Origin of the sequence: Shewanella sp. KX20019, assembly GCF_016757755.1 — a bacterium.
Classification (GTDB): domain Bacteria; phylum Pseudomonadota; class Gammaproteobacteria; order Enterobacterales; family Shewanellaceae; genus Shewanella.
This window is the reverse complement of sequence record NZ_CP068437.1, coordinates 3,032,718-3,045,123: the sequence shown is the minus strand read 5'-3', so window position 1 is coordinate 3,045,123 and position 12,406 is coordinate 3,032,718. Positions and strand designations below refer to the sequence as shown.

General features: G+C 43.3%; 9 protein-coding genes. 4 read left to right on the top strand and 5 right to left on the bottom strand.

Features of this window, described 5'->3' with window-relative positions:
* Window positions 1-213 precede the first annotated feature (213 nt).
* Entirely contained in the window at window positions 214-699 is a 486-nt protein-coding gene (locus tag JK628_RS13385) for a low molecular weight protein-tyrosine-phosphatase (RefSeq protein WP_202285135.1), read from the top strand.
* 41 nt (window positions 700-740) lie between these two features.
* Here JK628_RS13385 and ylqF read toward each other — a convergent pair whose 3' ends face one another.
* Together ylqF and JK628_RS13375 are read right to left on the bottom strand one after the other, a co-directional pair.
* Entirely contained in the window at window positions 741-1,679 is a 939-nt protein-coding gene (gene ylqF, locus JK628_RS13380; protein ID WP_202285134.1) for a ribosome biogenesis GTPase YlqF, read from the bottom strand.
* Window positions 1,680-1,786: 107 nt separating this feature from the next.
* Complete coding sequence (locus JK628_RS13375) at window positions 1,787-2,626, bottom strand: isopenicillin N synthase family dioxygenase (protein ID WP_202285133.1); 840 nt, start codon at window positions 2,624-2,626, stop codon at window positions 1,787-1,789.
* 343 nt (window positions 2,627-2,969) lie between these two features.
* Here JK628_RS13375 and JK628_RS13370 point away from each other — a divergent pair, with 343 nt between their 5' ends.
* On the top strand, window positions 2,970-3,881 hold the full coding sequence (locus tag JK628_RS13370) for a bifunctional methionine sulfoxide reductase B/A protein (RefSeq protein ID WP_202285132.1): 912 nt from the start codon (window positions 2,970-2,972) through the stop codon (window positions 3,879-3,881).
* A 91-nt stretch (window positions 3,882-3,972) separates the two neighbouring features.
* On the opposite strand, the gene JK628_RS13365 is transcribed toward JK628_RS13370, so the two are convergent.
* Complete coding sequence (locus tag JK628_RS13365; RefSeq protein WP_202285131.1) at window positions 3,973-5,532, bottom strand: SulP family inorganic anion transporter; 1,560 nt, start codon at window positions 5,530-5,532, stop codon at window positions 3,973-3,975.
* A 129-nt stretch (window positions 5,533-5,661) separates the two neighbouring features.
* On the bottom strand, window positions 5,662-9,012 hold the full coding sequence (gene rne / locus JK628_RS13360; protein WP_202285130.1) for a ribonuclease E: 3,351 nt from the start codon (window positions 9,010-9,012) through the stop codon (window positions 5,662-5,664).
* Between the two features lie 598 nt (window positions 9,013-9,610).
* Here rne and rluC point away from each other — a divergent pair.
* Complete coding sequence (gene rluC, locus JK628_RS13355; RefSeq protein ID WP_202285129.1) at window positions 9,611-10,570, top strand: 23S rRNA pseudouridine(955/2504/2580) synthase RluC; 960 nt, start codon at window positions 9,611-9,613, stop codon at window positions 10,568-10,570.
* Window positions 10,567-11,217: an HAD family hydrolase gene (locus tag JK628_RS13350; protein WP_202285128.1), complete on the top strand. Its 651-nt coding sequence runs from the start codon at window positions 10,567-10,569 to the stop codon at window positions 11,215-11,217. The genes rluC and JK628_RS13350 overlap by 4 nt, the downstream gene beginning before the upstream one ends.
* Before the next feature lie 222 nt (window positions 11,218-11,439).
* Here JK628_RS13350 and JK628_RS13345 read toward each other — a convergent pair whose 3' ends face one another.
* Window positions 11,440-12,021 (bottom strand): Maf family protein, encoded by a 582-nt coding sequence (locus tag JK628_RS13345; protein ID WP_202285127.1) that lies wholly within the window; start codon window positions 12,019-12,021, stop codon window positions 11,440-11,442.
* Window positions 12,022-12,406 lie beyond the last annotated feature (385 nt).

Here is a 12,406-nt window from a genome sequence, read left to right as displayed (position 1 = left end):
TCCAAGTAGTAAGGGTATAAACAATTAGGCCATCTTGTTGAGCTATTAATAATCAGCTCTAGCGGCTTTTCACTGGGCCTAAATTTAGGGTGGCTGTGTAAGATATGTTATTTTAATGGTTAAGCTGCCATGTGTGCTGTTTACGAGCTTATTTGCATTATTAATGCATTCGCCAACACCTTTAGCATTATCAACCAAGAAAGTATTTATTTTATGACCATCAAAAGTGTCCTTTTTGTCTGTATGGGTAATATTTGCCGCTCGCCTACAGCTGAAGCAATGTTCAGAGCTCTGGTACAGCAGGCTCAGCTTGATATCAAGGTTGAGTCTGCAGGAACAATAGCCTATCACCAAGGTCGCTCTCCTGATAAACGCTCAATTGCTGCAGGAGTTAAGCGTGGCTTATGTTTTGATGGCATGACTGCTCGGCAGGTGAGGGGTGATGACTTTAGTGCATTTGACCTTATTTTGGCGGCGGACAAGCAGAACCTTGATGATTTAAGAGGGATCTGTCCATCACCACTCCAATCAAAACTCGGTCTGATTTTAGATACTTGTAAATTTGCTGAAGGGGAAGTGGTTTATGATGAAGTGCCTGATCCTTACTATGGCACTGGTGACGGTTTTGAATTAGTCCTAGATCTACTAGAGAACAGCTGTAGTCATCTTGTTGCTAGTATCAGGGATAACAAGATATAAAAAAGGCGCTGAATTCAGCGCCTTAAAGATATGCTAATGACTTAACTTAACCGTTTTCCAGAGCGCTTTAATCGCTCCTGTTCACGTTTAAGTTCCTCTTTGGCTTCTTTTTCAGCAAGAATTTTAGCGACTTTAGCTTTTTCAACTTCAGCCATTGCAGGTGTCTCTAATGATAATTTACCAATTTTACCTGAACGGTATTCATGCAATAGTAATTCAGATACTTTATGTAGATCAATACGACCACCAGGGCGCAGGGCGCCGCGTTTACGGCCAATAGCTTCAAGTAATTCAATATCGGTATCTGGTAACTCTTTAAGCTTATAGCGCTCTTTCATCGCTTCTGGATAAGCTTCTAAAAAATACTCAGCGGCAAACATAGCCACATCTTCATATTCGATAGCGGTATCTTTTATCGCACCAGTCACCGCTAAGCGGTAGCTGCTATTTTCGTTATCCACTTTTGGCCACAAAATACCTGGAGTATCAGAAAGCACAATCCCGTTACGTAAATTAATACGCTGCTGTGTCTTTGTTACAGCGGGTTCATTACCTGTTTTAGCAATTGTGCGACCAGCAAGGGTATTGATAATGGTCGACTTACCAACATTTGGGATCCCCATAATCATGGTGCGAATGTCTTTCTCAACCTTGTCTCTACTGGGGACAAACTTACGACATAGATCGGGTATCTTTTTAACTTGAGACGCTTGTAGAGTGGTAATCGCCATGGCTTTAACGCCTTGCTCTTGCTCTAAGTACTCGATCCACTTTTGTGTGGTTTCGGGATCGGCAAGATCAGACTTATTGAGCAATTTTATGCAAGGTTTGTCACCACGGAGCTTTTGCACCATAGGGTTTTCACTACTGTAAGGGATCCTCGCATCAAGCACTTCAATCACCAAATCGACTTGAGGCATAACCTCTTCGATCTCTTTTCGTGCTTTGTGCATGTGTCCTGGATACCACTGAATTGCCATGTGTGTGCTCTTATATCGAATAACTACATTGAGGAGGATTTTACCTTGTTCGGCCGAATTTTAACAAATAAAAAGCGCTCGAAAGCGCTTTTTAGCTGGATAAGCTGCTAAATAACCCCTAATTCTCGTAGACGTTCCATCAAATAGCTATCGGCGGTGTAATTCTCCGATAGTTTGACTTCAGGTTTAGGATGTAAAAATAGTGGTAGCGATACGCGAGCCTTGGTCATATCACTGCCTTCAGGGTTAATGACTCTGTGACTCGTAGATGGAAAATAACCGCCCGATGCTTCTTGAAGCATATCGCCAATATTGATGATAATATTACCAAAATCACTTGGGACATCTATCCATGTGCCATCTTTAAGTTGCACCTGTAGCCCGGGTTCATTTGCAGCCGGTAGTACCGTGAGTAAGTTAATGTCTTCGTGAGCTGCCGCACGAATAGCACCTACCTCTTCATCGCCTGACATCGGCGGATAATGTAAAACGCGTAAAAGTGTTTTATGACTGTCTTCAATCATTTTAGGCAGCGCCATAGAAAACTTGTCTTTTACTTCTTGCGGTGAGTGTTGCTCTACCCAATCGAGCAGTTCAGCTGCCAAGCTATTGGCATTGTCATAATACTTTAGAATGTTGGCTTTCAGTTGTTCCGGAATACGACCCCATGGATAAATATGGTAGTACTCCTTAATGTCTTTTACTGTATGGCCTTTCGCTGTTTCTGAAATTTCTGCGGGGAAAAATCCGTCTTGTGTTTCAGGCTTAAATAGAAATTGTCTTTTTTCGTCGGTATTAAAGAAAGCTTGCCACTCGGTATAGATATCTTCAACCAATTGCTTGTCGATAGGGTGGTTAGTTAAAACACCAAATCCTGTGTCACGTAGTGACTTTACAAATTTTTCGGCACTGCCTGTCGCTCTATAATCAATTGTCTCTAAAATCATGTTATCTGTTCTTATTTTTAGTTAACCCGAGGCAAGTTTAGCGGCGAGGATACTGTGAAGCAAACCTTAGTGATCTAGGTCACACTGCTTATTGTTTCTCTAGGTGAATAGTGTCGCCTAAATGGGAAATAATGCACTAGATATCACAGTGTTAGTAATCAACACTAGCGCAGTGTTCTACGACTAAATAAATTAATTTTTTTTGTTAATAAAGTGGTCTTATCGCTGATTTATGACATCATTAACTAGAATATGGAGCTAGTGCATTCTCATTTGGCCAGTTACCTGGCTCATTAGCTTCAATCTAAGGTCTATGTGGATCAAGAGATATAGAGTGGTTATCATGCGTAAACTGACAGAATTTGAAAAACAGGTCATAGAGCAAAAAGGCACTGAAAGACCTTTTAGCGGTGAGTATCATCAACACGACGCTAAGGGCACTTATTGCTGTAAAAAATGCGATGCTCCCTTATACCACTCAGATAGTAAGTTTAATGCCCATTGTGGTTGGCCTGCTTTTGATGATGAGATAACGGGTGCAGTAAAGCGTAATATTGATGCAGATGGTCAACGTGTTGAAATTGTATGTGCGCAGTGCGATGGCCATTTAGGTCATGTGTTCGAAGGGGAGTTTCTTACGCCCAAGAATATCAGGCATTGCGTTAACTCGGTATCGATGACTTTTAAGTCGGCAGCCGCAGCGCCTACTATTGACGAACATCTTGAACTGGCGACCTTTGGTGGTGGCTGTTTTTGGTGTACCGAAGCTGTTTTTTCTGCTTTAGATGGCGTAAAAAGTGTTGTTTCTGGTTATGCCGGAGGTAATGCAGATGATGCACATTACAGGGCGGTATGCAGTGGCATGACAAGCCATGCTGAAGTCGTCCATATTGAGTTCGACCCAGAGGTCATTAGTTATGAGAGTTTGCTAGCGGTATTTTGGCAGAGCCATGATCCCACCACACTAAACAGACAAGGAAATGATAGCGGACCTCAGTATCGTTCAGTGGTGTTTATTCATAGCGAGAAACAAGCAGAGATTGCTAATGGCATGATTAACACATTGACTAATGCCGGTGTGTGGCCAAATCCAATCGTGACAGAAGTGTCAGCTTTTGATGGTTTTTATGTTGCTGAAAAGCAACATAAAGATTACTTTGCACTTAATGGTGAACAAGCCTATTGCCAGATAATTATTAAACCTAAAGTGGATAAAATTAAATCTCTCTTTGCTGAATTAATTAAAGGTAAATAATTAAAGATATATAGTGAAGCTGCCTGATAGTTAATCGCAACAAAAAAAAGACGAGCTATTAAGCTCGTCTTCTTATTTCTGATATCAACTTTTATGAATCGAGTTTATCGTCAGCCACTTTGTAGTGAGGATCTTCAATCAAGTTAACTTCGACTAAGTCGCCCGCTTTATGCAACAACTCTTTACAGTCATTACTTAGGTGACGTAGATGCAGTTTCTTGCCTGCACTGACATAACGTTCCGCTAGAGTATCAATTGCATCAAGTGCAGAGTGGTCACAGACGCGAGAGTTTTGGAAGTCCACAATCACATCTTCTGGATCTGTCTTAGCAGGAAACAGTTCTAAGAACTCAGCCACGGAACCGAAAAACAGTGGGCCATTTAGCTTATAAACTTTCCAGCCATTTTTATCTTCGCTGATCTCAACGTTGATATGCTTTGCATGTTCCCATGCAAATACCAAGGCCGATACAATAACACCAACAAATACAGCAAATGCTAAATCAGTGAATACGGTCACGATTGTCACTAGGATAATCACAAAAGCATCATGCTTAGGCACTTTGCGCATCACTTTGAAGCTAGCCCATTCAAACGTACCTAACACTACCATGAACATCACACCCACAAGTGCGGCAAGCGGGATCATTTCAATCAATGATGAGCCGAACAAGATAAAGGCAAGTAGTGCTAGCGCTGCAGTGATCCCAGATAGACGACCACGACCACCAGAGTTAATGTTGATCATGGACTGACCAATCATCGCACAACCACCCATAGCGCCAAAGAAACCACTGGTGATGTTACCAACACCTTGACCGATACACTCTTTGTTACCACGGCCACGAGTACCAGTCATCTCATCGATAACGGTAAGTGTTAGTAGTGATTCAATCAAGCCTACAGCGGCAAGAATAAGTGAGTATGGCAAGATGATGTAAAGCGTCGCTAAGCTAAACTCAACTGCTGGGATAGAGAACGTTGGTAAGCTACCCGCAATTGTTGCGTGTTCATCACCACTCATTGATTTAAGAAAATCCAGTACGGTACGCGTATCTAGATTTAAGAAGGTCACCAATAACGTCACGGTTAGAATAGCAGCTAGTGATGATGGAATTGCGGTGGTTAGCTTAGGCAAGAACTGAATAATGGCCATTGTGAGGAGTACTAGTCCTAGCATCAGTATCAGTTGATCTTGAGGTAACCAGCTCATTACGCCATTGGCATCAGGTGTTTGAAACTGTCCTAGCTGGGCTAAGAAAATAACAATGGCTAAGCCATTAACAAAACCTATCATGACTGGGTAGGGCACAATGCGGATAAATTTACCGAGCTTAAATACGCCTGCCGAGACCTGAATGAGACCTGCGAGTACCACTGCTGCAAAAAGATATGCTACACCATGTTCAGCAACAAGGGCGACCATAACAACGGCCATAGCGCCAGTCGCGCCGGAAATCATACCTGGGCGACCACCGATGACGGCAGTGATTAGCCCCATAATAAAGGCAGCATACAAACCGACCATAGGCTCAACACCAGCAACGAATGCAAATGCAACCGCTTCTGGTACTAAAGCAAGGGCGACGGTTAAGCCCGAAAGTAAGTCAGCTCTTGAACTGGTAGTTTTGTGACGAATGAGATCGAACATTTAGCCTCTGTTAACAATTTGGTGGATAGGAATAAGTCTGGGCGCGAATACTATCAAAATTCAGCTTATTTTAATATAAAAAAAGCCATGCTCTTAAGCATGGCTTTTTGTTACAGGTCTAAATTTAGATTAGGTGCGTACCGTATCCGAATTAGCGCTGTTTGACACTTTTGATTTTACTACATCATTTTGCTCAGTAGTTTCATACTGGCGACCTGTTGGGGTCTCGATGTTTGCTCTGACTTCAACAACAGGCTTTGTCGTATCGGACATTACCATCGAACCAAAACGGCTTGCAGACTTAGCCTTAACAACTGGCTTTGCTTCCACTACCGCAGGTTGAATAACATCAACTTCAACAGCCTTGTTTTCAGTAGTTACAATTGCTGCAGGTTTAGCCATTGGCGCAGATGCAGCTTTTGAGCTAATAGTAGCTTTAGCTGGCTTAGTCTCTTCAGCTTTAGTCTCAACGGGTGCTTTTGCCTCTGGCGCAGCTTCTATGATAACAGCGTCAACCTTAGCAGGCTCAGCTGTTACGACTTCCGCTTTAACTGCTGGTGTTGGCTCGGCAACAACTGCAGTTTCAACCACTACTTCTGGAGTTGGGGTCGGCTCAACTTGTACTTCAGGCGCTGGCTTGGCTTTAACTTCAGTTGCAGGCTTATAAACCGGAGATGTATTCATCGCTGATGAACTTGCGACAGAGCGACTAGTCTTAGCTTTAGCAGGTTTAGCTTTAGCAGGTTTAGCTTCAACTGCGACTTCTACTGTTTCAGCTTTAACAGGTTCAGCCTTAACCTCAACCTTAACTTCAGCTTCAACAGGCTCAGCCTTAACCTCAACTTTAGCTTCAACAGGCTTAGCCTTAACTTCAACAGGAGCCTCAACTTTGGCTTCAGCAGGTGCAGCTGCCTCAATCTTAGGCTCACTGACTTTAGCGACTGGCGCTTCAGCATGAGTTTCAAACGCTTGAGTCGGTGTTGTAGCTTCTACTGCTTCGTTTGGAGTAAATACAGCAGTCTCTGAAGTGTTTTCATCTTCATCACGACGACGGCGCTGGCCTGCGGCACGAAGATGACGAGGGCTACGACGACTTCTACGTTGGCCTTCACGAGGCTCACGTGATTTATCATCAGTTGTAGCGTCTGCAGTTTGCTCAACCGCTACTGACTCTGAAGCTTCAACAGGTGTAGTCGCCACTTCTGGTGTCGGCGCAGTATCTGTAGCTGTGTTGCTTTCAACAACATTGACTACTTCAGTGTTAGCCACTACTGCATTTTCAGTTGCTTCAGTATTCTCTACAGCTTCAACCTTAGCTCTTGGCTTGCGAGGCTGACGCTTTGGACGAGCTGGTTTATCATCTGCAACAGCTTGTGCCTGAACAGGTGCTTCGGCGATAGCGACTTTTGTCTCTTCTTGCTCGTTGTTAACGCGAACCTTACGACGCATGTTACGACGTTGGCGACGCTCACGAGCAGCTTCTTGCTTAGGCTCTGCAGCTTCAGTATTCGCTTCGACAGTTTTACGAGGTTTCTCGTTGCGTTGAGGACGCTTGTTGTCGTCTTGTGTTTTAGCACGGTTATCATTCGCATCACTTCGATTACTCTTAGTACGCTTATCTTTACCTTGCTCATTGTCGTTACGATTTTCGTTACGTCCTTCGTTGCGGTTGCGGCGAGGATCGTTACGACGATTACTATTATTGCGACGATTATTGTTACGCGCTTGACCGTTGCGGCTTGTTTTATCTTGCTGCTTAGGTTCAACTTTTGTTTCTTCAGCAGTACTAAACAGTGAGCTGATAGCGGCTGCAATTTTAGAAAACAAACCAGGTTCAGTTGGTTTTACTGGCGCAGGCTTAGCTTCTACCGTGGCTGGAGTCGCTAGTTTTGGCGTTGAAAAACCTTTAAGTGTTGGCTGTGGCGGCGCAGCTCTTTCAAGCTTACGAGGCTCGTAAAGTTTAGCTTCTTCTTGCTCAAGCAACTTATAGCTCGACTCGCTAATTTGATCATCCTTACGATGACGCACTACGCGATAATCTGGTGTGGTCATGTTTGGATCTGGGATCACATACACTTCAACATTGTGACGCTCTTCAGTGATACGAATCGCTTTACGCTTTTCGTTCAACAGGAACGCGGCAACATCAACAGGAACAATTGCTTCAATCTGCGATGTGTTCTCCTTGATAGCTTCCTCTTCCATCAAACGCAAAATTGAAAGTGAAAGAGACTCAGTACCACGGACGGTGCCTTGTCCATGGCATCGCGGACAAAGATGAGCTGCAGACTCTTCTAAAGATGGGCGCAAACGTTGGCGTGACATCTCCATCAAGCCAAAGCGTGAAATACGACCTAATTGGACGCGAGCTCGGTCATGGTGAACGGCATCTTGCATACGCTTTTCAACTTCACGTTGATTGCGAACTGGGGTCATATCGATGAAATCGATAACCACTAAACCACCTAAATCACGCAGGCGTAGTTGACGTGCAATTTCGTCAGCAGCTTCTAGGTTGGTGTTTAGCGCTGTCTCTTCAATATCGCTACCTTTAGTAGCACGAGCAGAGTTAATATCGATAGAGGTCAGTGCTTCTGTTGGGTCGATAACAATTGAACCACCAGAAGGTAAGCGTACTTCACGTTGGAAAGCTGACTCAATTTGCGTTTCAATTTGGAAATGAGTGAATAGTGGTACTTCAGCTTCATAACGCTTAATACGCTCAACAAAGTCAGGACGTACTAATGAAACGTGCTCTTTAGCTTCTTCAAAAATACGTGGGTGATCGATTAGGATCTCACCAACGTCACGACGTAAGTAGTCGCGAATGGCGCGAACTATAACGTTGCTTTCTTGGTGGATTAAAAATGGCGCGGGTGCACTTTCAGCTGATTCTTTAATCGCTGCCCAGTGATGTTGCAGTACATTTAAGTCCCACTTTAGCTCAGCAGGGTCTTTACCTACGCCCGCAGTACGGACGATAAGGCCCATACCTTGCGGAATATCAAGCTCTGAAAGTGCAGCTTTTAGTTCGGTACGCTCATCACCTTCGATACGACGAGAGATACCGCCGGCACGTGGGTTGTTGGGCATTAGGACTAAATAAGAGCCTGCAAGACTGATAAAGGTAGTAAGTGCAGCTCCTTTGTTGCCACGCTCCTCTTTATCAATTTGAATGATAACTTCTTGGCCTTCTTTAACCACTTCCTTAATATTAGGACGGCCTTGGAAAGAGTAACCTTTTGGGAAGTATTCGCGTGCGATCTCTTTTAAAGGTAGGAAGCCATGGCGATCTGCGCCGTAGTCAACAAAAGCAGCTTCTAAAGACGGCTCTACACGAGTGATCGTCCCTTTATAAATATTGGCTTTTTTCTGTTCGTGACCTGGGCTTTCAATATCTAGATCATATAATTGTTGCCCATCAACTAGGGCTACGCGCAACTCTTCAGATTGAGTTGCATTGATTAACATCCGTTTCATGATGACTTAATTCTTCTTTAATAAGGTCATCAAACGATACTTATTTCACTGCATTACGGGCCTAGGATTAAAAAACAGGACCTCACGGTCAGTCTCTAGGCAAGGTGCGCATTGCTGTTAGACGCATTCTCTGCGTGTCGCATCCTATTTATGGCTTATTTTTTAATGTTTACAAAAACAAGGAATTCGTTGTAAAAACGTCAACCAACCCCATAAATTCTTAAAATACTTTCCAGTAATGCCAATTCGAAACGGTAACGTCTGACGACGAGCTAAAATTATTCTTCGAAATTGGGTCGTTTTCAGCAGAGAAACCAGTTGTAAGTTGGGATTACGTTTTGATTTAGTCGTGAAGGCCCAATTATTGACCTTTTGATTGATACAACGACCTGTAAATCAATTATTTACTATCAAACTGTAAACGTTTTTAGTCTCATGCTTTAACGCTGTGCTAGGCGGGCTTGTGAACAGTTTATCCACTAATTATCCCCGTTAGCGGGAGAAATATAGCAATAATAGATAAAATCAGCAATTGAAAAGGCACAATTCTTTTCACTTGTTGTACAATACGCCGCAACGAAACACATAGCGGCGCAGCATGAATACTCCATCTCCAAAAGTAGAAGTTCGACTGGTTACCATTGATGAAGACCATACCGGACAGCGTATCGACAATTATTTAGTCACTAAATTGAAAGGCGTTCCTAAAAGTATGATCTATCGGATTATACGTAAAGGAGAGGTCCGGGTTAATAAAAAGCGCATTAAACCCGAGTACAAATTACAAGATGGAGATGTGGTTCGTATCCCACCTGTGCGCGTGTCAGAGTCGGGAGACCGTCCTGGGCCGTCAGCGAAATTAACCAAGGTTTCGCAGTTAGAAGACCGTATTATCTACGAAGATAAATTTATTATTGTACTGAATAAACCAGCAGGCATTGCAGTACATGGTGGCAGTGGTGTCGATTTCGGTGTCATTGAGGCGATGCGTTCTTTACGGACACAGCAGAAGTTTTTGGAACTGGTTCATCGGTTAGATAAAGACACTTCAGGTCTGTTGCTTATTGCCAAGAAACGCAGCGCGCTCAAACATCTGCACGATCAACTTAGAAATAAGAAGATGCAAAAAGATTATCTTGCGCTTGTTAGAGGTGAGTGGCAAAAACATGATAAGGCCGTTAAAGCCCCCTTATTAAAGTTAACGCTTAAATCTGGTGAACGCATTGTCAGAGTCAATAAAGAGGGTAAAGAGTCTGAAACCCGCTTTAAAATCATGCAGCGCTATAGTGATGCAACACTGGTACAAGCGAGCCCTATCACTGGTCGAACTCATCAAATTCGTGTGCATTGTCAGTATGCAGGTCACCCTATTGCGTGTGATGAAAAGTACAGTGAGCAAAAATTTGATGATTCGATGCGAGTTCACGGATTGAATCGACTCTTTTTACACGCCGCTCAGCTTAGGTTTATTCATCCAGAGAGTGATGAGATTATGGAAGTCAAAGCACCTATGGATCCCGTTCTAGAATCAACATTGAATAAGTTGAAAAAAGTATGAAGTCATACGAGCTAGTCATTTTTGATTGGGACGGAACTTTAATGGATTCCGTCGGTAAAATTGTCACCTGCATGCAACAGATGGCTGGATCTCTATCTTTAGTCAAGCCAACCGAAAATGCGATTCGCGATATTATTGGCTTGTCTATGGATGAAGCACTTAAAGCGCTTTACCCGATGTTGCAGCAAGACCATTTTGAACCGATGATCGCATCATATAAAGATCATTATCTAACACTTAATACCACGCCTAGTCCTCTTTTTGAAGGTAGCGAGACATTGCTGCAAGCGCTAGCAACGAAAAACTATCGTATGGCTGTTGCGACAGGAAAGGGCAGAAGTGGTTTAGATCGTGTTTTAGCTGAAACGGGCTTGGGTCACCACTTTGAGTCTAGTCGCTGCGCCGATGAATCAAAAAGTAAGCCAAATCCGGACATGCTGCATGAGTTGCTCAAAGAGCTTAATGTCGCTCCCGAACGTGCTGTGATGGTCGGTGACTCATTGCATGATATGAATATGGCTAATAATGCCGGCATTGACGCAGTAGGTGTCAGCTACGGCGCGCATAGCTATGACAAACTGATTGTAGCAAAGCCAAAAGCAATTATAGATACTCCATTAGCACTGTTAGAAGTATTATCTAAATAGGATTCGCCTTCGTTCATCGTCCCGCTTGTGCGGGGCTGACTCACTTTGAGCTTATATTGATTATCACTAAAGTCGATATTTGTAGCTGCACTTCCTCTATACTCGTCGGCTAAAGAGCGCTAATCCAAATGACTGATTTGCGGAATATGCTAACTTTAGTCGCTGAGGATTAGCTTTGCTATGTATCTTGGCGATGCTGATTTTTTATTTAGAGATAATTAATTACAACACTTCGATCCCTTGTCTGTGTAACAAATCTATCAGCGAAATGAGTGGAAGACCGATCAATGTATTGGGGTCCTTGCCTTCTAGGCGCTCAAATAGTGCAATACCTAAACCTTCGCATTTAAAACTACCGGCACAATAAAAAGGTTGTTCGATGTCGACGTAACGGCTTATAGCTCTTTGGCTTAGAACCCTAAAGTGGACAATGAATGGTTCAACCATGGCTTCTACCTGACCACTATCGACATCATGAAGTGCTAAGCCGGTATAGAAGGTAATAGACTGACCACTGGATTGGGAGAGCTGTTCTATTGCGGTTTCACGATTGAGAGGTTTGCCAATAATCTTGTTATTGATGACTGCCACTTGATCTGAGCCTATTACGACCCCCTCAGTAAACTTTGTCGCGCCTGCAGCCGCTTTTAACTTAGCGAGTCTTAGCACCAAATCTTGTGGTAATTCATTTTCTAACGCTGTCTCATCGACTTCAGGGGAGCAGCAACTAAAAGGTAAGTTGAGTTTCTCCAGTAGTTGCTTTCGAAAGGGAGATGTGGAAGCCAGTATAAGCGGTTTTGACATGGTTTTACCTTTGGGGGAGAAGAGCAAGATACTTTAAAAGGGTTTTCGCTAAAGACGAATACTATTTTCAAGTCATTATCGGACTGACATGTTTTTAATCATCGACAATATCTAATGATTGTATGAATGCACTTAGCTTTGTGGTTTTGATGGTATCGATTTTGGCGTGAAAATGAAACCAGCAGATGGTGTTAAGTTGTTGTACCGCGATATTGATTATGCTCAGTGCTGTAGTTCACTTATGTAGTGACGTTAGCTAACCGTTGTCCCCCACTATTTTATTTGCCATGGCTGCGGCCGCGAGAGAGGGGATACTAAAGCTTGATCAAACTAGAGTGATTTGGATATCAACGGCTGGTTCGGGGGCAAATCATCTCCTGTTAGC